Here is a 19,761-nt window from a genome sequence, read left to right on the forward strand (position 1 = left end):
AAGAAGCAACAGTGAGCGAGGCCGAGGAGATGGCCCGCGACCTCGTGGTGACCATGCTGACGTCTCCGCACGCGTCGCCGGCTTCGACTGGTCGTGGCCGATGCCGACGTCTCCACGGAGCCAAGAGGCGTCACGTCTCGATGAGCTTCAGGCCCCCGGCCGGGGGCCTGAAGGGTCAACGGATCGCTTGGGTCAGGAGGTCCACTGCCTTGCGGATGTTGCCTGACGCCAGTTCGTGGTCGGCCAGTGCCTGGAGGTCCGGGCGTTTTCCGGACTTCTGGGCCAGGTCGCGGGCTACCGAGACCACGGCGTCGGCCGCCTCGTACGGCTCGTTCTTCGAGCGGTCGAGCAGGGTGGCGGTGGCCGCCAGTCCGTCCAGCACCTTTCGCTGGTCGCGGACCGAGCCGTCGGCGTTCCAGTTCCGGCTGGACAGGGTGGCCGAGAGCGTCAGCGCGGCCGCCCCGGACGCGACGTCTCCGCGCGCGAGCCGGTCGCGGGCGTCCTTGAGCCGGTCGCGGGCCCGGTCGGTACGCAGCCCCCACCCGTACGGGAACAGCGGATCGTACGACGCGTCACCCACGTTGATCGGCAGCTGCGCGACGCTCCTGAACCAGGTGAACGGCAGCCGCCCCGTGTAGGGGACCGCGCCGAACAGCGGGTCGGCGACCCCGTCGCCCTCGGTGCCGGGCAGCCACGACGCGACGACCGCCTCGACGCCCGACAGGTCGCCGAGCAGCAGCGGCCGGCCGGACACGACGAGGACGACGCACTTCATGGCCCCGCACACCTTGTCCACGGCGGCCCGGTCGGCGGCCGGCAGGTCGAGCGTGCGGCCGGCGCGGCCGACGTCGCCCTGCCCCTCGGCGTACGGCGTCTCGCCCACGACGACCACGCCCACGTCGTGCCCGGCGAGGCCGGCGGAGGCGTCGCGGGAGTAGGTGACGGAGGCGGCACGCGAGCGGACGGCCTCGAGGATGGTCGTGCCGGGCGTGATGGGCCCTGAGGAGCCCTGCCAGGTGATGGTCCAGCCGCCGCTCTGGTTGCCGATGTCGTCGGCGTTGGAGCCGGCCACGTACACCTTCGCGTTACGGCGCAGCGGCAGCAGCCCGCCGTCGTTCTTCAGCAGCACCTGCGACTTCGCGGCGGCCTTGCGGGCGACCGCGCGGTGCGCGGGCGAGCCGACGTCGCGCAGGCGGGAGCGGTCGGCGTAGGGGCGTTCGAACAGGCCGAGCCGGAACTTCTGGGTGAGGATCCTGCCGACGGCGTCGTCGATCCGCGACATGGGCACCCGTCCGGCCTCCACCTCGGCCTTCAGCGTGCCGGTGAACTCGGGGTAGGCGTACGGCACCATGATCATGTCGAGCCCGGCGTTGACCGAGGTGCGCACGTCGGACGGATAGTCGCCGGGGATCTGGTCGATGGCCTGCCAGTCGCTGATCACGAACCCCTTGAACCCGAGCTCGCCCTTGAGCGTCCCGTTGATCAGCTCGTCGTGGGCGTGCATCTTGAGCGGCCCGTCACCGAAGTCCACGCTGGAGAACGACGGCATCACGGTGGCGACGCCGCGTTTCACCGCCTCCTTGAACGGCGCCAGGTGGATCGCGGCCAGCTCCTCGCGGGTGGTCGTGGTGACGCCCTGGTCGATGGTGTAGTCGCCGGTCGTGGACGAGCCGAACGCGGTGCCGCCGTCGCCGACGTAGTGCTTGGCGGTGGCCAGCACGCCGTGGTCCTGCAGGCCGTCCACGACGGTGGCCATGCGGGTGACCAGCGCCGGGTCCTCGCCGAACGACTCGTACGCGCGGCCCCACCGGTCGTCGCGGGAGACGCACAGGCAGGGGGCGAAGTTCCAGGGGATGCCGGTGGCCTTGACCTCCTTGGCGGTGATCGCGGCGGCCTGCTCGACCAGGCGCGGGTCGCGGGCGGCGCCGAGCCCGGCGTTGTGCGGGAAGATCGTGGCGCCGACCACGTTGTTGTGGCCGTGCACGGCGTCCACGCCGTAGATGAGCGGCACCTGCAGGCGGGTCTGCCGGGTCTGCAGCTGGAAGGCGTCGATCATGTCGGCCCACGCCTGCGGGGTGTTCTGCGGGGGCGTCGAGCCGCCGCCGGACAGCAGGGAGCCGAGCCGGTACGCCGCGATGTCGCTCTGCTTGGCGAGGGCCCCGCGTTCGGCCTGGGTCATCTGCCCGGCCTTCTCCTCCAGCGTCATCCTGGCGAGCAGATCGGCGACGCGCTGTTTGATCGGCTTGCGGGCGTCGAGGTAGGGCAGGCCGTGGGCGTTGATGACGACGACGGGCGGCTCGGCGGGCGGGCGGGCGCCCTCGCCGGACAGCTCGATCGGGATGGTCTCGGCCACCTCGTTCCGGTGGTCGGGCAGCGTCCTGACGGTGATCGTCTTGGCCGAGCCCGACGCGGTGCCGGCCGGGAACCTCAGCGTGCCCTGGACGGGGGTGTAGTCGGCGCCGGGGGTGGCGGTGCCCGTACCGGTGCGGTAGTCCACGGCCAGGTCGGCGGGCAGGGGTGCGCCGTCGGCGGTGGTGACGGTGACGCGCAGCTCGGCGCTGCCCTTCTCGTCCACCGGCAGGACGGGTCTGTCGGCGCTCAGCCGGACGGGGCGCGGGGGAGCGGTGCCGTAGAGGCGCACCTCGTCCCAGGTGAACGTGCCCGTCCCGACGGGCAGGCGCATCGCGTAGCCCCAGATCTCCACGAGGTCCAGCTCGCCGTCGGTGGGGGCGCCGCCCGGCTGGTAGTCGGTACGCCGGGTGAAGTCGGCGAACGGCACCCGCACCTCGCGCCAGCCGGCGACGTCGTCGGTGAAGGAGGACTCGAACAGCTCGGCGGTGCCGGGACCGCCGCCGCCGTCCTTCAGCTCGAAGAAGACCCGCTGGCCCGAGCCGGTGCCCTTGACGTGGAAGGAGAAGCCCTCGTACGCCGACCAGTCCGCGGTGGCGGGCAGGTCGTGGGACCAGCCGCCCCACTGGCTGATGGTGAAGGCGGAGGTGAGCACCCGGTTCGTCGCGGGCGCGTCGGGACGGTCGGCGCCCGGCTCGACGGTCAGGGCCGGGGTCGAGGCGGTGTCGTTGCCCCAGGCGTACACGCCGGCGGGCACGCCGTCGGACTCGAAGTCGGTGACGGTCAGCGGCTCGGCGGCCTGCGCGGGGGCGGGGGCGACGATGAGCGAGGCGGCGAGGACGAGGGCCGCCCATAACGGGGGTTTGAGTCGGGACACGTTTCCTCCAGATCCGGAGACTGAGAGCGCTCTCTCAGAGGATCGGTGGCGGAACGTGTTTCATAACAGGATCGCGGTGGCCGAAGTGAGACAGGCGCGGGGGACGCGGGAGCGCCCCCCGTTGCCCGCTACTCGTCCTCGGCGGGCGCCTGGCCTCCGCTGCCACTCGGCAGGGCGTCGGGCGTGGAGGCGAGCGCGCCGCCGATGGCGCCGATCGTGTTGGTCAGGCGTACGCCGGAGCCGTCGCGGCGGCCCAGCTCCTCGGGCAGCGGCACCGGCTTGCCCACCGCAGAGACCGCCTTGGCCGGCGCCGGGCCCGCCCAGGCCAGCAGCAGCTCGTCCTCGCCCTTGAGGAAGCGCTGGGCGCGTACGCCGCCGGTGGCCCGGCCCTTGGCGGGGAACTCGGCGTAGTCGGACATCTTGCCGCCGCCCACCTGGGTGCCGGGCAGCGCCGTGGAGGAGCCCGCGATGGTGACCACCCGGGCGGGAACCTGCGGATCGACCACGCCGAACCAGATCACCCTGGCGCCGTCGTCGAGCCTGATGCCGGCCATGCCGCCCGCGGGCCGGCCCTGGGGGCGTACGAGCGAGGCGGGGTAGCGCAGCAACTGGGCGTCGGAGGAGATGAACACCAGGTCGTGGGACTCCGACACCAGCTCGACCGCACCCACCACGCGGTCACCGTCCTTCAGCGTGATCACTTCGAAGTCGTCGCGGTTGGCGGGATAGTCGGGCACCACCCGTTTCACCACGCCCTGAGCGGTGCCGAGCGCCAGGCCCGGGCCCTCGGGATCGAGCGAGCCGAGGCCGACCACCTTCTCGTCGGGCTCCAGCGAGACGTATTCGGACACCGGGTGCCCGCCCGACAGCGACGGCGGATTGGCCGTGGACGGCAGCGTGGGCAGGTCGACGACCTGGACCCGGATCAGCCGGCCCAGCGAGGTGACGACGCCGACCTCGCCGCGTACGGACGTGCGTACGACGCTGACCAGCACGTCGTGGGCCGCCCGCTCGCCCTCGCCGGGCAGCGGCGAGGCGTCGGAGGTGCGGGCCAGCAGGCCGGTCGAGGACAGCAGCGCGAGACACGGGTCGTCGGCCACCTGCAGCTCCACCACGGGAGTGCGGGTGACGCCCGGCGACTCCAGGAGGACCGTGCGGCGTGGCGTGCCGTATTTCTTGGCGACGTCGGCCAGCTCACCCGAGACCACCTGGCGCAGCTTGGTGTCGGAGGAGAGGATCTCGGTCAGCTTCGCGATCTCGTCGGTCAGCGTCTCCTTCTCCCGGTCGAGCTCCAGCTTGTCGTAGCGGGTCAGGCGGCGCAGCGGCGTGTCGAGGATGTAGGCGGCCTGGATGTCGGTCAGGTCGAAGACCTCCATCAGGCGGGTGCGCGCCTGGGCGGAGTCGTCGCTGGACCGGATGACCTGGATGACCTCGTCGATGTTGAGCAGCGCGATGATGAGGCCGTCGACCAGGTGCAGGCGCTCCTCGCGCTTGCGGCGGCGGAACTCCGAGCGGCGGCGCACGACCTCGAGCCGGTGGTCGACGTAGACCTGCAGCAGCTCGCGCAGCCCGAGCGTGCGGGGCTCGTCGTCGACCAGCGCGACGTTGTTGATGCCGAACGTCTCCTCCATCGGCGTGAGCCGGTAGAGCTCTTCGAGGACCGCCTCGGGGATGAAGCCGTTCTTGATCTCGATGACCAGCCGCAGGCCCTTGTGGCGGTCGGTGAGGTCTTTGAGGTCGGCGATGCCCTGCAGCTTCTTGCTGGTCACGAGCTCTTTGATCTTGGCGACCACGCGCTCGGGACCCACGTTGTACGGCAGCTCGGTGACGACGATGCCCTTGCGCCGCGGCGTGATCTGCTCGATCGTGCACTTGGCCCGCATGCGGAACGTGCCGCGCCCGGTCTCGTAGGCGTCGCGCACGCCCTGCAGCCCGATGATCTGCCCGCCCGTCGGCAGGTCGGGCCCCGGCACGAACCTCATCAGCTCGTCGAGCGTCGCGTCGGGCTTCTTGATCAGGTGGCGGGCGGCGGCCACGACCTCGACGAGGTTGTGCGGCGCCATGTTGGTGGCCATGCCGACGGCGATGCCGCTCGTGCCGTTGACCAGCAGGTTGGGGAAGGCCGACGGCATGACGACCGGCTCGGTCTCCTGGCCGTCGTAGTTGGGCTTGAAGTCGACGGTGTCCTCGTCGATCGACTCGACCATGAGCATCGCCGCCGGGGCCAGCCTGGCCTCGGTGTAACGCATGGCGGCGGGCAGGTCGTCGGGTGAGCCGAAGTTGCCGTGGCCGTCGACGAGCGGCAGGCGCATGGAGAACGGCTGCGCCAGGCGGACGAGGGCGTCGTAGATCGCGCCGTCGCCGTGGGGGTGCAGCTTGCCCATGACGTCGCCGACGACGCGGGAGGACTTGACGTGGCCGCGGTCGGGCCGCAGGCCCATCTCGCTCATCGAGTAGAGGATGCGCCGCTGGACCGGCTTGAGCCCGTCGCGTGCGTCGGGCAGCGCGCGCTGGTAGATCACCGAGTAGGCGTACTCGAGATAGCTCCTGCGCATTTCGGAGGAGACGTCGATGTCGACGATCCGCTCCTCGAAGTCCTCGGGCGGGGGTGCTGTCGTGCGTCGGGCCATCGTATGCTGCGCGGCTGCCTCGGCCGTCGCGCCGAGGGGAAGCGCATCCTCCTTCAGTTCTTGTGCTCTAACGGTAGCCGTCAGCCCGCTGGAGAAGCGTCAGATCGGCGTGCGAGACGGCGATGCGACCCGTCTCCCGAGCCGGCGCGGCCACGCGACCGGAAGGGGTGGGGACGTCTTCGCCTATGGCAGATGATCGCACGAGCCAGGTCTTCTGTGGCGTATCCATGGTGTCGCTCACGCTTCCGGTGCCCTGGGAGGGATCCTGCCGAGGCTCAGATCCTACTCGATCCGTACGAGTTATCGCTGACTTGTTCGAGCGGGACGAGTGGCTTGACCAAGCAATTGCTTGGGTCGTACGTTCGATCCGAGGGATCCGCATCTGTCTCCGGAGGGCGTCATGATCGAGTTCCATCCCGTGACCAAGCACATCGGCGCCGAGGTCACCGGGGTCGATCTGCGCAAGCCCCTGTCACAGGAAGAGGTCGCGACCCTGCGGGCGGGCTGGCTCGAGCACCTCGTGCTGTTCTTCCGCGACCAGCCCATCGACGACGAGCAGCACCTGCAGTTCGCCCTGAACTTCGGCACGCTCAACCACCCCGCGTTCAAGAAGGACGCCACCAGCCCCATCCACGTCCTCGACCAGACCTCGCCCAAGGGGGAGGGCGGCGACGAGTGGCACAGCGACAACACCTTCGAGCCGACGCCGCCCATGGGCTCGCTGCTGCGCTGCGTGCAGCTGCCCAGCGTGGGCGGCGACACGTGCTGGGCGAACACGTACCTGGCCTACGAGACGCTCTCGCCCTCCATCCAGCGGCTGTGCGACGAGCTGACCGCCGTGCACGACATCACGATGTCCATGAAGAAGGCCATCGCCAAGGGGCATCCGTTCGACCTGGCCGAGATCCAGGCCAAGTGGCCGCCCGTGGAGCGCCCGGTCGTCCGCGTGCACGCCGAGACCGGCCGCAAGGCGCTGTTCGTCAACCGCGCCTCCACCACCCGCCTGGCCGGGCTGACCGACAGGGAGAACGAGGCGCTGCTGCCGCTCCTCATCGACCACATCCGCTCGCCCGAGTTCCAGGTCAGGCTGCGCTGGCGGCCCGGCACGCTGGCCTTCTGGGACAACCGGCCCACCCAGCACTACGCCGTCGCCGACTACACCGAGCGCCGCCGCATGCACCGCGTCACGATCAACGCCTTCCCCGAGCACGCCGACCCGGCCTGAGAGGCGTTTCCGTCGCGGTAGCGGCGAATTTCGTCGCCCGGAGCTGGTAACAAGGGAGGCATGATTGATGCCCCCGATGCCGCGATGCTGCGGGAAGAGGCCGAAGAGCGGCTGCAGGCGCTGGCCGGCGAGCACGCCAGGCTCCGCGACGACCAGTGGTCCGCCATCGAGGCCCTGGTGCTCGACCGCCGCAGGGTGCTCGTCGTGCAACGCACCGGCTGGGGCAAGTCGGCCGTCTACTTCGTGGCCACCGCGCTGCTGCGCGAGATGGGCGAGGGCCCCACGGTCATCGTCTCGCCGCTGCTCGCCCTCATGCGCAACCAGATCGCCGCCGCCGAGCGCGCGGGCATCAGAGCCGTCACGATCAACTCCGCCAACCCCGAGGCGTGGGAGGAGATCTACGGCCAGGTCGCCGAGGGCCTGGTCGACGTGCTGCTGGTCAGCCCCGAGCGGCTCAACAACCCCGACTTCCGCGACAACGTCCTGCCCGAGCTGGCCGAGAGCGCCGGGCTGGTCGTGGTCGACGAGGCCCACTGCATCTCCGACTGGGGCCACGACTTCCGGCCCGACTACCGCCGGCTGTCCACGCTGTTCGCGCAACTGCCGCCCGGCATCCCCGTGCTGGCCACCACCGCCACGGCCAACGCCCGCGTCACCCGCGACGTCGCCGAGCAGCTGAGCCTGCCGCCCGAGCTGCGTCCCGAGGGCGACGACACGCTCGTCCTGCGCGGCCCGCTCGAACGCGACAGCCTCCACCTCGGCGTCGTCCGCCTGCCCACCGCCGAGCAGCGCCTCGCCTGGCTCGCCCAGACGCTGCGCGAGCTGCCCGGCTCCGGCATCGTCTACACCCTCACCGTGGCCGCCGCCCACGAGATCGCCGGCTACCTGCGTGAGCAGGGCCTCGAAGTGGCCGCCTACTCCGGGCAGACCGAGCCGGCCGAGCGGCTGGCCGCCGAGGACGCGCTGATCGGCAACAAGATCAAGGCGCTCATCGCCACCAGCGCGCTCGGCATGGGCTTCGACAAGCCCGACCTGGGGTTCGTGATCCACGTCGGCGCGCCGCAGTCGCCGGTCGCCTACTACCAGCAGGTCGGCAGGGCGGGGCGCGGCGTCGAGCGGGCCGAGGTCATCCTGCTGCCCGGCGTCGAAGACCGCGACATCTGGGCCTACTTCGCCTCGCTGGCCTTCCCGCCCGAGCCCGTCGTGCGCACCACGCTCCAGACGCTGGAGGAGCGCGGCGTCATGTCCACCCCGGCGCTGGAGACCGCGGTCGACCTGAGCCGCGGCCGGCTGGAGATGATGCTCAAGGTGCTCGACGTCGAAGGCGCCGTACGCCGGGTCAAGGGCGGCTGGGCGGCCACCGGCGAGCCCTGGGCCTACGACACCGAGCGCTACACCCGCATCGCCGCCGAGCGCCGCGCCGAGCAGGAGGCCATGCTGGCCTACCTCACCACCACCGAGTGCCGCGAGCAGTTCCTGCGCCGCCACCTCGACGACGACACCGCCACGCCCTGCGGCCGCTGCGACAACTGCACCGGCAGGCACCGCTCGCCGGAGATCGCCGCGCAGGCCGTCGAGACCGCCCGCGAGCGCCTGAGCAGGCCAGGCGTCGAGATCGACGCCCGCAGGCAGTGGCCCACCGGCCTGTCCGACCTGTCCGGGCGCATCAAGCCCGAGCTGGGCGCCGAGCCGGGCAGGGCGCTCGGGCGGCTGACCGACATCGGCTGGGGCAACCGGCTGCGCGAGCTGTTCGCCGGCGACGACGGGCCGATGCCCGACGACATGTTCGCCGCCGTCATCAAGGTGCTGTCGGCGTGGGAGTGGCGGGAGCGGCCCGTCGCGGTGGTCAACGTGCCGTCGGCGAGCCGGCCCAAGCTGGTGCGCGGGTTCGCCGAGCGGCTGGCGCAGGTGGGGCGGCTGCACTATCTGGGGGAGCTGGGCTACCGCGCGGGCTCACCGGGCAAGCAGTTCAACAGCGCCAAGCGGGTGCTGGCCATCAGGGGCACCCTCGCGATGCCGAAGGACCTCAGTGCCGCGATCGCGCAGTGCGGCGGGCCGGTGCTGCTGGTCGACGACCGCGTCGACACCGGCTGGACGATGACGCTGGCGGCGGCGCAGGTGCGCCACGCGGGCGCGCCGGCCGTGCTGCCGCTGGCGCTCGCCGTGACCAGCTGAGGGAGTGCGGCGGGCGCGCCGGCCGTGCTTCTGCTGGCGCTCGCCGTGACCAGCTGAGGGAGTGCGGCGGTCGCGGGCGCCGTGACTGGCTGAGGAGGTCTGAGTCTAGAACGGCGGGCGGGCGCCGAGGTGCATGATCGCCTTCGACGCCAGCCGGCAGCCGGAGGCCAGCGCGTCGGCCGGGGGCTTGCCCTCCAGCCACGGCGGCAGGAACCCGGCACAGAACGCGTCACCGGCCCCCGTGCCATCGACGATCTTGTCGACCGGCTCGGCGGCCACTCGCACGGGGTCGGGGCGCCCGTTGCTGAACCACAGCGCGCCCTCGGCGCCCATCTTGATCACGACCTGCGGGAACCACGCCGTGAGCACCTTGGCCGCGGCCTCGGCGTCGTCGCGGCCGGTCAGCACCTTGGCCTGGTCGATGTTGGCGAACAGCAACTTCGCGCCGTTGGTCCACTCGAGGAACGGCTCGGCGCCCGTACGCTCAAGAGGCGCCGACGACGCGCAGTCGACGGAGATCGACATGCCGGTGTGCCTGGCCATGTCGAGCGCCGCGAGCCCGGCGTCGCGCGAGCCCTCGTTGATCAGCGTGTAACCCGACAGATGCAGGTGGGAGCCCTGGACGAAGAGGTCGCGCGGGAGGTCCTCCGGTGACAGCGCGGCGTTGGCGCCGGGGTCGGAGAGCATCGTGCGCTCACCCTTGTGCGTGACCAGCACCACGCACGTGCCGGTGGGCCGCTCGGGGTCCATGACGAGCCGGGCGTCGACGCCGTAGCCCATCAGCTCCATGTCGCGGTTACGCCCCGTGATGTCGGCGCCCCTGCGGCCGATGAAGGCCACCTCGCTGTTCTCGACGGCCAGCCAGGACGAGATGTTCGCACCCGAGCCGCCGCCGTGCATCGTCACGATCGCCGGGGTGTCGCTCGCCCTGGCGAGCGCATAACGGGCGCGCGCCACCGCGTCGGTCATGAGATCGCCCACCACGACGACCCGCGTCATGATGTCACCACCTTGCTGCCTTCAGATCGAGCCTGGCCACGGCAAAACGCCACGGCAAAACTAACAGCTTCCGAGCTGCTCGTGGGGCATACCCCCGACACCGGGCAGGAGTCGATGCACAAGCGTTGCCCAACAGGGCCCCAGCGTCTTGGCATGTGGGATGCGGGTTTACGCTCGTTTCTGTGGAGGCACAATATCCGGCCCATTGGGAGGCCGATGTCGTCCTTGCCGACGGCGGCACCGCGCACGTGCGCCCCATCAGGCCCGCCGACGCCGACCGTCTCCGTTCGTTCTACTCCCGTCTGTCCGACGAGTCGATCTATTTTCGGTTCTTCGGGCCGCGCCCCCGGCTGTCCGACCGCGAGGTCGAACGCTTCACCAACGTCGACTACGTCAACCGCGTCGCGCTGATCGCCACCATCGGCACCGAGATGGTGGCCGTCATCCGCTATGACCGCACCGGCCCGGGCGAGGCCGAGGTCGCCTTCCTCGTCGAGGACGCCCACCAGGGCAGGGGCGTGGCCTCCGTGCTGCTCGAACACCTGGCCGCCACCGCGCGCGAGCGCGGCATCGAACGCTTCATCGCCGACGTGCTGCCCGCCAACATGCGCATGACCGGGCTGCTGCGCCAGGCCGGCTACACCGCGCAGAGCCAGTTCGAGGACGGCGTCGTCCGCATGACGCTCGACCTCACCCCCACCGACACCTCCGCCGAGGTCACCGCGGCCCGCGAGCACCGCGCCGAGTCCCGCTCGATCGCCCGGCTGCTCACCCCCGGATCCGTCGCGGTGATCGGCGCCTCGCGCGAGCCGGGCGGCGTCGGCCAGACCGTGCTGCGCAACCTGCTGGCCGCCGACTTCACCGGCCCCGTCTACCCCGTGCACCGCGAGGTGCGGGCGGTGGCGGGCGTGCGCGCCTACCCGAGCGTCACGGCCATCGACGGCGAGGTCGACCTCGCCGTGGTCGCCGTGCCCGCCGAAGGCGTCCTCGACGTGGTCAAGGAGTGCGCGGAGAAAGGCGTGCACGGCCTGGTCGTGGTGTCGTCGGGGTTCGGCGAGACCGGCGCCGAGGGCCGGGCCAGGCAGGACGAGCTGGCCCGCATCGCCCGCTCCTACGGCCTGCGCGTCGTCGGCCCCAACTGCCTCGGCATCGCCAACACCGACCCCGGCGTCAAGCTCAACGCCACCCTCGCCGCCACCGTGCCGGGCCGCGGCAACGTGGGCTTCTTCAGCCAGTCGGGCGCGCTCGGCACCGCGCTGCTCCAGCGGGTCGCCCAGCGCGGCATGGGCATCTCGACGTTCGTCTCGGCCGGCAACCGCGCCGACGTCTCGGGCAACGACCTCCTGCAGTATTGGGAGGAGGACGACTCCACCGAGGTCATCCTGCTCTACCTCGAGTCGCTCGGTAACCCGCGCAAGTTCACCCGGCTGGCCAGGCGCATCTCCCGCCGCAAGCCCGTCGTGGTGGTCAAGAGCGGCGGCACCCCGTCCGGCCACTCCGCCGCCGAGCTGGGGCTGCCCGACTCGGCGATCAGCTCGCTGTTCGAGCAGGCGGGGCTGATCAGGGTCGACGACCTCATCCAGCTCTTCGACGTGGGGCAGCTGCTTGCCTACCAGCCGCTGCCCGGCGGGCCGCGCACCGCGCTCGTCACCAACTCCGACGCGCTCGGCCTGCTCGCCGCCGACGCCTGCCTGGCCGCCGGGCTCGAACCCCGCAAGCCGGTCAACCTCGGCCCCGCCGCCGGGCCCGCCGAGTACGGTGCCGCGCTCGCGGGCGAGCTGGCCTCCCCCGAGGTGGACGCCGCCGTCGTCATCTACATGCCGCCGATCCCGGGCGAGACCGACGAGGTGGCCGCCGAGCTGCTGCGCGCCTCCCAGGACTCCGGCAAGCCGGTGCTCGCCACGTTCATGGGGCATCTCGGCATGCATCCCGCGCTGCGCGTCCCCGGTGACGGGCCCGCGCGGGGGTCCATCCCGTCGTACGCCGCCCCCGAGGAGGCCGTACGCGCCCTCGCCCACGTCGTCCGTTACGCCCGCTGGCGCGCCCAGCCGGTGCAGCCGCCGCCCGAGCTGAGCGGCATCGACACCGACCGGGCCCAGACGCTGGCCCGCGAGACGCTGGCGGGCACCGCGCCCGACATCCCGCCCGGCGGGTTCGCCCAGCAGGGGCCGCCCGTCGAGGTCGACGCGGCCGAGCTGCTGTCCTGCTACGGGCTGACCGTCTGGCCCGCCGAGATCGTCCGCTCGCCCGACGAGGCCGTGGCCGCCGCCGAGCGGCTGGGCTGGCCGGTGGTGGTCAAGGTGGCCGATCCCGCGGCCTCGCGGCGGGCCGGCACCGTGCGCCTCGGGCTGACCGGCCCCGACATGGTCCGCCACGCCTACGCCGAGCTGCTGGGCGAGCACGCGGAGCTGGCCGTGCAGCGGATGGCGCCGCAGCCCGCGGTGCCGACCGTCGTCGGGATGGTCGAGGATCCCGCGTTCGGGCCCGTGGTGTCGTTCGGGCTGGGCGAGGTGACCGCGCGGCTCCTGCTCGACCAGAGCTTCCGCCTCGCGCCGCTCTCCCCGGAGGACGCCTCCGACCTGATCAGGTCCGTACGCGCGGCGCCCCTGCTCTTCGGCCAGTACGGCTATCCGCCGGTCGCGGTCGACGCCCTGGAGGACCTGCTCGTACGCGTCGGCCGCCTGGCGCACGATCTGCCCGAGGTGGCCAGGCTCGACCTCGACCAGGTGCTCGTGGGGGAGTCGGCGGTGATGATCCTCGGGGCCCGCGCCACCCTGCGCACCCCGGCGGGCCCGAGACTCGACGGGGGCCCGCGGCGGCTGTCCTGACCGGCCCGCCCGGCTCCTCGGGGGCTCTCGGTCAGCCCTGAGCGAAGGGAGCGGACCGAGTGCCCCTGATGACCCGGCATAAGACGTTATAGAGCGTTATATCCGGCGGGTGAGTGTACTGCCCGTCCCTGGCAGGATGGACCCATGAGGGAAACCCGAGTCTCAGCCGCGGGCCTGCGCGAAGCGATCGAGCGCAGCGGCTACTACCCCGACCTCGTCACCGATGCGGTCGAATCCGCGCTGGGCAAGGAGGCCGTGACCGCGTTCGTGGTCCACCACGAGGCGACCTTCGATCCCGCGATGGAGGTGCGCCGCCACGTCACCGTGCTGGTGCTGACGGGCACGCGGCTGCTGGTCTGCCACACCGACGAGCACCCCGCGGTGGAGGGGGTCTCGGCGTCCCATGCCTCCACCACCACCGAGGCGGTGCGGCTGAGCCGCGTCCAGTCCGTCGCCGTCACCCGCGTCGTGCCCGACCCCGCCTCCTACGTGCCCGGCATCCCTCCCACGGAGGTGACGCTCACCATCGGCTGGGGCGCCATCTCCCACGTCGACCTCGAGCCGGCCACGTGCGGCGACGAAAACTGCGAGGCCGACCACGGCTACACCGGCGCCATCACCGCCGACGACCTGTCGCTGCGGGTCAGCGAGGCCGCCGACGGCCCCGAGGCGGTCACCCACGTCCTCGCCTTCGCCAAGGCCCTCTCCGAAGCCACCGCCCGCGCCACCACCTGACCCCCTCCACCTGACCCCTTCACCAGGCAACCCCCGCCTGAGCCGGCGCCTGTCACGCGGATCCGTGTGCCCGCCCCTGCCCGCCGCGCGCTCCGGCACTTGGCATGCGGGTCGTGTCCGTGCCTCTCTGTGCCTCTCTGTGTCTGTCTGTGCCTCGCGCCCGACTCTGACCACCGCGAGCCGATGCTGGTTGCGGGGGCCGTGTCCGTGCCTGGGCCTGGACGCTGATCACCGCCGCAAGCCGATGTCTGACGAGCAGGTTCCGTCGGTGGAGGCGGCTGAGCTGTGGAGCCGGGGCTGATGGGTGTTCGCTTTCGGCCTGCTGCCGATGCGTTCGCCGGCGCCGGGGCGGGTGATCGGGGCGGGGCTAGACTGAGGGGCATGCTGGTGCCCGGATATGGTGGCGCGTCCCTGGCCGACCTTCCGGGTTCGCTGCTGGCCGCGCTCGGCATGCCCGAGCCCAACCCACTGGCCCTCGACCCGGCCGACCGCGTCTGCCTGTTCCTGGTCGACGGCCTCGGCGCCGAGCTGCTCGACGCCCACCCCGAGCGGGCCCCGTTCCTGGCGGCACACCGCACCTCCAAGCGGCTCACCGCCGGCTTCCCCGCCACCACCGTCACCAGCCTGACCTCGCTCGGCACCGGCCTGACCCCCGGCGAGCACGGCATGGTCGGCCTGCTGCTCGCCGTGCCGGGCACCGGCGCCATGCTCAACTGCCTGCGCTGGACCTTCCCCGGCGGCGCGCCGATCGATCCCGAGACCTGGCAACCGGCGGCCACCGTCTACGAACGCGCCGCCGCCGCGGGCGTCGAGCCCGTCTACGTCGCCCCCGCCGAGTTCGAGGGCACCGGCCTGACCAGGGCCGTCTACCGCGGCGTCCGCTACGTCCCGGCCGCCACCGTGGACGACCGGGTGGCCCGCGTCCACGAGGCGCTGCGGGCTCGCCGCCGGTCCCACGTCACCGTCTACTACGGCGACCTCGACGCCGCGGGCCACCTGCAGGGCTGGGGCGGCGAGGAGTGGCTGCGCCGGCTGGAGATCGTCGACGACATGGCCCGCCGCCTGGCCGAGGGCCTGCCGCCCGGCTCCGCCCTCTACGTCACGGCCGACCACGGCATGATCAACGCCACCGAGAAGATCGACGCGGAGAGCGTCCCCGAGCTGACCGAAGGGGTGGCGATGCTGGGCGGCGAGGCCAGGGCGCGCCACGTCTACGCGCAGCCGGGGGCCGCCGCGCAGGTGCTCGACGCCTGGCGGGAGACGCTGGGCGAGCGGGCCTGGGTGGTGTCGCGGCAGGAGGCCGTCGAGTCCGGCTGGTTCGGCCCCCGCGTACGCGAGCCGTGGCTGGCCCGCATCGGCGACGTCGTGGCCGTCCCCCGCACCGACCTCGCCATCACCGCTCCCAGCAGACATCCCGTCGAGGCGGCGTTCACCGGTTACCACGGCTCGCTGACCTCGGCGGAGCAGCACGTCCCGCTCCTGGAGGTACGCCCGTGACCAGCCCGCTCATCACCCCGGCCGCGCTCGCGGAGCTCGTCAGGCAGGGCGAGGTCGCCGTGCTCGACGTACGCTGGCGGCTCGGCGGGCCGCCCGGGCTCGAGTCCTACCGCGAGGGCCACATCGAGGGCGCCGTCTACTGCGACCTCGACACCGACCTCGCCGCACCGCCCGGCGCGGGCGGGCGCCACCCGCTGCCCGGCGCGGCGGCGTTCCAGAGCGCGATGCGCCGGCTCGGCGTCTCCGCAGGCCGCCCGGTGGTCGTGTACGACGACGCCGCCGCCACGGTCGCGGCCCGCGCCTGGTGGACGCTGCGCTACTTCGGCCACCAGGACGTACGCGTCCTCGACGGCGGCCTGCCCGCCTGGCTCGCGGCCGGCTTCCCGGTCACCAAGGAGGCGCCGGCCCCGGCCGAGGGCGACTTCACGGCGAGGCCGGGCGGCATGCCGGTGCTGTCGGCCGATGAGGCGGGCGAGCTGGCCGGGCGCGGCGTGCTGCTGGACGCCCGCGCGGGCGAGCGCTACCGCGGCGAGGTGGAGCCGGTCGATCCGGTGGCCGGCCACGTCCCCGGCGCGGTGAGCGCCCCCACCACCGGCAACGTCACCCCGGACGGACGCTTCCTCGCCCCCGATGACCTGCGCTCCCGCTTCGCCGCCCTGGGCGTGGGCGACGGCGTCGAGACGGGCGCGTACTGCGGCTCGGGCGTGACGGCCGCACATGAGGTGCTGGCCCTGGAGGTGGCGGGCCTGCCCGCCGCCCTCTACGTCGGCTCCTGGTCCGACTGGGTCACCGACCCCGACCGCCCGATAGCCACCGGCTGACCATCGAGAGTCCGGGCCGCGCGGCTCAGTAGACGGGCAGGTCGCCGGCGCCGAAGCAGGTGAAGCCCAGCTCGCCCGTCTTGGCCGCCGCGCAGGCCAGCGCCGCGTCGGGGGCCTGTCCGGCGGTGAGCAGCTCGTGGAAGGCGCTCATCAGGGCCCGCGCCGACTCGTCGCCTATCGGCAGCATGCCGGCGATCACGCACGACGTGCCCTTGGACAGGAACGTCCCGGACAGCCCGAGCGGCGCCCCCTCCATGGGCGTGCGCGACATCCCCGAGTTGCACGCCGACAGCACCACCAGCCCGGCCGTGCGCGGCAGGTCCAGCAGGTCGTACGCCATCAGCGCCCCGTCCTCCAGCGTGATGCCGGACACCAGCGGGCTGCGCGAGTGGAACACCCCGTGCGCCGCCAGGTGCACGACGTCGGCCGTGACCAGCGCCTCCTTCACCGGCCCCACCCGCCCGGGGGCCGAGCGCCCGCCAGGATGGCAGCGTACGACGTGCTCCACCTCGGCATGCGCGTGCGAAAGCGCGGGCCCGGCGGCGGCGACCAGCGTGGGCGGGACGCCGGCACGACGGGCGGACGCGCGGGCCCGCAGCCACGCCGCCGCTCCGGCGGCCACGCTCACCGGCCGCTCGCGCAGGCCGGGCAGCGCACCCCAGGGCAGCGTGTGCAGACTCGCCACCGGCACCACCACCAGCGGCCGGTCACCGATCGCCGGAGCCAGGGGCCGCAGGACCAGCTCTTCGAGCGCGACGGCGGCCGCCTCGGCGTCGTGCCGCTGCGCGGGCCTGCGCAGCGCGTACCGCAGCCGCAGGATCGCCTCGCTGACCTGCCGCAGGTCACCGATGCGCCGCAGCAGCAGGCGCTCACCGGTGATGAGGACGGCGAGCAGCGTGTCGCGGTCGGCCACGTATTCGACCAGCGCGCCCCGCCCCAGCTCGGCACGCACCCGGTCAGGGTCCACGAGCGCGCACGCGTGGGCGGGCGCGGCGACGGCCCGCCACCGTTCGGCCCACTCGAAGACGGCCCGCGCGCTCCCGTCGCGTACGGCCAGCTCAAGCCCGAACGCCGCCAGCCGCTCACCCGCCCGCGCCGCGTGGGCCCGCAGCGACGGGTCCGCCAGCCCCTCCACGCACCCGCTCACCTCGGCCAGCCCGTCGCGTACGGCGGCGAAGGCCCCCGCGAGGTCCTCCTGCAGCGCCGACCTGAGGGCGAGCGCGTGCTGGCGCACCGGCACCGGGATCGGCGACGTACGGGCGAGCTGCCTGGCCTGCGGCTCGGAGGCGAGGCGGGTGAGCCGGGTGCCCGCGGGCGGCCGCCGCTCCTGAGGCCCGGCGTTGCGGGTGAGCCGGGCGAGCTGCGCCATGGCCGTGCCGCGGTCGTCCACGGCGAGCGCCGCCTCGGCTGCGACCAGCCGCAGGGCCGCCGCACCCGCGCCGTGCTCGTCGCACTCCTCCAGTTCGCGGGCGCACTCGACCAGCTCGCCCACCAGCTCGCGCGTGACGGGCCCGAGCGCCAGCCGCGAGCGCAGCACGACCTCCCTGGCCAGCGGCAGCCACGACACGCGCTGCTGCTCCGACAGCTCGGCCGCCGCCTGCTCGGCCACCTGCCAGGCCCTGGTGGGGTCGCCGGTGAGCAGTTCGACCTGGGCCAGCCTCAGCCGCGCCTCGGCCAGCGCGACCCGCGCTCCCGACGCCTCCAGGTCGGGCACGGCCAGGCTCAGCATCGCCCTGGCCTCGCCCGGCTGGTGGGCGGCCAGCAGCGCGCCGGCGAAGTCGGCTCGCATCGTGGCCAGCCGCTCGGGATAGCCGAACAGGGTGTCCTCGGCCTCGTGGTAGTGCTTGAACGCGGCGGCGAGATCGCCCCTGCGTACGGACAGAAACGGCAGGTTGGCGGCCGACAGCCGCTCCAGGTGCCGCAGCCCGGCGTGCTTGGCGATCTCCAGGCAGGCCGTGAGGTCGCGCAGGGCGGCGTCCCAGTCGCCCCGGCAGGAGTGGATGAGCCCCCGGTTGAGCAGCCCGCCGGCCAGGAACCTGCGGTCGTCGAGCGTGCCGGGCGCCTTCACCAGCGCCCGCAGCGCACGGTCGCAGGACGCGATGGCCTCCTGGAGCCGGCCGAGCCGCGCCAGCGCCACCGCGCGCTGCGTGTCGAGCTTGGCCTGGTCGAGCGGCGACAGGTAGGCCCAGGCGAGGGCCGCCACGCGCAGCGCCTGCAGCGGGTGGCCACGCTCGGTGCGTACGGTGACCAGCGACAACCTGGCCTGCGCCACGCGCTCCGGCGGGATGTCGGTCATGGCGATGGCCGCCCGCAGGTGGTGCTCGGCGCCTTCGAGGTCGCCCAGCTCGCGCGCGGCCAGCGCCATCGAGCGCAGCGCGACGGCCTCGGCCTCGCGGCACCCGTCGCGCCGCGCGGCCTCCCGGACGGCACGGGAGGCCAGCAGCGCGTGCTCGGGGTCGATCAGGGAACGCATCATGGCGGCCTCGGCCGCTCTGACGAGCGGATGGAGGTCCGGATGGAGGTCGTGGGGGTCCGATGATGCGCTCATGGCCGGCCTCGGAGGAGAAGACAGCCGGGAGAAATGCGCGGCTCTCCCGGCCGGGTCATTGGCGGGTCAGGGGCGGATGCGCACCCATGTGGTCTGTACGGGTGCGTGGCCCGGCCGGTGGCACACCACGCTCAGCCAGCCGGGCGGCAACCCCGTGGCGACGAAGTGGCCGGTGGGGGCGATGCGCCTGGTCAGCGTCAGGTGCGGGGAGCGCACGTCGACGAGGGCGCCCTCGCCGGGGTAGGGGGAGATGTGGCCGGCGACGTCGATGAGCCCGTCGCCCTCCGTCACCTCCAGGTCGAACGTGAGGCCGGCGGCGATGAACCTGACCAGATGCGAGCTGTCGTCGTCGCGCACGCTGCGGATCGTGGCGGACTCGGCGTGGGCGGCGGCGGTGACCGCCATCGGCACCCGAAGCCGGTAGGCGTCACGTGCGGCGGCGGACACGTGACCCGGGATCGGGTCGTTCCCGGCGCCCAGCCGGAGGGCCGCCAGGAAGTATTCGTCGTTGATCATTGCGCTGTCTCCTGTAGTGAGAGCAGAGTGCGCAGTTTCTCCAGGCAGCGTGCCTTCGTCGGGCCGACGCTGCCGGCGGGCAGCCCGAGCCGCGATGCCACCTGCTGGTTGCCGGCCTCGTTCGCGACGAGTTCGAGGATCGAGCGGCAGGGTTCGTCGAGCGTGGAGACCGTCTGCCAGAGCCGGCGGCGACCGTCGGCCTCCAGGACGGCGGCGGCCGGGTCGGGCTCGCCGACCGGCTCGGCGGCGGAGACGAGGGGCGGGTCCTTGCGCTGCATGAGCAGGGCCTCGCGACGCACCGTCGTCACGAGCCAGCCGCCCACGCTCGCCGGGTCTCTGATGTCGGTGAGGTGTTGCAGCAGGCGGAGCCAGGCGCCCTGGACCGCGTCGGCCGCGTCGACGGTGCTCAGGCCGCAGGCCCTGGCCACCGCCCACATGCGCGGCCCGAACCTCGCTTCGAGCTCGTCCCATGCCGCCCGGTCGTCCTTGGCAGCGGCCGTGAGCAGCTCCGCTGGATCACGCAGATCACGCATACGGCCTCCTTCCGCCCGGCCAGGGGAG

Annotated in this window: 12 protein-coding genes; 6 read left to right on the forward strand and 6 right to left on the reverse strand. The window is 73.0% G+C overall.

Going from position 1 to position 19,761, the window contains the following annotated elements:
• Window positions 1-175: 175 nt before the first annotated feature.
• The gene (locus tag AB0K28_RS00560) at window positions 176-3,226 is read right to left on the reverse strand and encodes a glycoside hydrolase family 3 N-terminal domain-containing protein (protein WP_364363329.1); all 3,051 of its coding nucleotides are present in this window, start codon (window positions 3,224-3,226) and stop codon (window positions 176-178) included.
• Between the two features lie 128 nt (window positions 3,227-3,354).
• Window positions 3,355-5,856 carry a DNA topoisomerase IV subunit A gene (locus AB0K28_RS00565; RefSeq protein WP_364363332.1) on the reverse strand — a complete coding sequence of 834 codons (2,502 nt, stop codon included), beginning with the start codon at window positions 5,854-5,856 and terminating at the stop codon, window positions 3,355-3,357.
• 400 nt (window positions 5,857-6,256) lie between these two features.
• Here AB0K28_RS00565 and AB0K28_RS00570 point away from each other — a divergent pair, with 400 nt between their 5' ends.
• Both AB0K28_RS00570 and AB0K28_RS00575 read left to right on the forward strand, forming a co-directional pair.
• Window positions 6,257-7,081 (forward strand): TauD/TfdA family dioxygenase, encoded by an 825-nt coding sequence (locus tag AB0K28_RS00570; RefSeq protein ID WP_345387685.1) that lies wholly within the window; start codon window positions 6,257-6,259, stop codon window positions 7,079-7,081.
• A 60-nt stretch (window positions 7,082-7,141) separates the two neighbouring features.
• Complete coding sequence (locus AB0K28_RS00575) at window positions 7,142-9,256, forward strand: RecQ family ATP-dependent DNA helicase (RefSeq protein ID WP_364363335.1); 2,115 nt, start codon at window positions 7,142-7,144, stop codon at window positions 9,254-9,256.
• A 105-nt stretch (window positions 9,257-9,361) separates the two neighbouring features.
• On the opposite strand, the gene AB0K28_RS00580 is transcribed toward AB0K28_RS00575, so the two are convergent.
• Window positions 9,362-10,255, reverse strand: coding sequence for a sugar kinase (locus AB0K28_RS00580; RefSeq protein ID WP_364363338.1), 894 nt, complete (start codon window positions 10,253-10,255; stop codon window positions 9,362-9,364).
• Window positions 10,256-10,437: 182 nt separating this feature from the next.
• Between AB0K28_RS00580 and AB0K28_RS00585 the strand changes: the two genes are divergently transcribed.
• The 4 genes from AB0K28_RS00585 (at window position 10,438) to AB0K28_RS00600 (ending at window position 16,136) form a co-directional block, all read left to right on the forward strand.
• On the forward strand, window positions 10,438-13,083 hold the full coding sequence (locus tag AB0K28_RS00585) for a GNAT family N-acetyltransferase (protein WP_364363341.1): 2,646 nt from the start codon (window positions 10,438-10,440) through the stop codon (window positions 13,081-13,083).
• Between the two features lie 144 nt (window positions 13,084-13,227).
• Window positions 13,228-13,818 (forward strand): DUF5998 family protein, encoded by a 591-nt coding sequence (locus tag AB0K28_RS00590; protein ID WP_345387681.1) that lies wholly within the window; start codon window positions 13,228-13,230, stop codon window positions 13,816-13,818.
• Window positions 13,819-14,199: 381 nt separating this feature from the next.
• Entirely contained in the window at window positions 14,200-15,315 is a 1,116-nt protein-coding gene (locus AB0K28_RS00595; RefSeq protein WP_364363344.1) for a nucleotide pyrophosphatase/phosphodiesterase family protein, read from the forward strand.
• The gene (locus AB0K28_RS00600) at window positions 15,312-16,136 is read left to right on the forward strand and encodes a sulfurtransferase (protein WP_364363346.1); all 825 of its coding nucleotides are present in this window, start codon (window positions 15,312-15,314) and stop codon (window positions 16,134-16,136) included. Before AB0K28_RS00595 ends, AB0K28_RS00600 begins: the two co-directional genes overlap by 4 nt.
• 25 nt (window positions 16,137-16,161) lie before the next feature.
• Here AB0K28_RS00600 and AB0K28_RS00605 read toward each other — a convergent pair whose 3' ends face one another.
• The 3 genes from AB0K28_RS00605 to AB0K28_RS00615 all read right to left on the reverse strand — a co-directional run bounded on the left by AB0K28_RS00605 (window position 16,162) and on the right by AB0K28_RS00615 (window position 19,733).
• The gene (locus AB0K28_RS00605) at window positions 16,162-18,684 is read right to left on the reverse strand and encodes a CHAT domain-containing tetratricopeptide repeat protein (RefSeq protein WP_364363348.1); all 2,523 of its coding nucleotides are present in this window, start codon (window positions 18,682-18,684) and stop codon (window positions 16,162-16,164) included.
• A gap of 66 nt (window positions 18,685-18,750) precedes the next feature.
• Window positions 18,751-19,200 (reverse strand): hypothetical protein, encoded by a 450-nt coding sequence (locus tag AB0K28_RS00610; RefSeq protein ID WP_355413162.1) that lies wholly within the window; start codon window positions 19,198-19,200, stop codon window positions 18,751-18,753.
• Complete coding sequence (locus AB0K28_RS00615; protein WP_345387670.1) at window positions 19,197-19,733, reverse strand: sigma-70 family RNA polymerase sigma factor; 537 nt, start codon at window positions 19,731-19,733, stop codon at window positions 19,197-19,199. The genes AB0K28_RS00610 and AB0K28_RS00615 overlap by 4 nt, the downstream gene beginning before the upstream one ends.
• Window positions 19,734-19,761: the final 28 nt, after the last annotated feature.

Origin of the sequence: Nonomuraea sp. NPDC049504 (assembly GCF_040676845.1) — a bacterium.
In the GTDB taxonomy this organism is placed as follows: Bacteria; Actinomycetota; Actinomycetes; order Streptosporangiales; family Streptosporangiaceae; genus Nonomuraea; species Nonomuraea salmonea.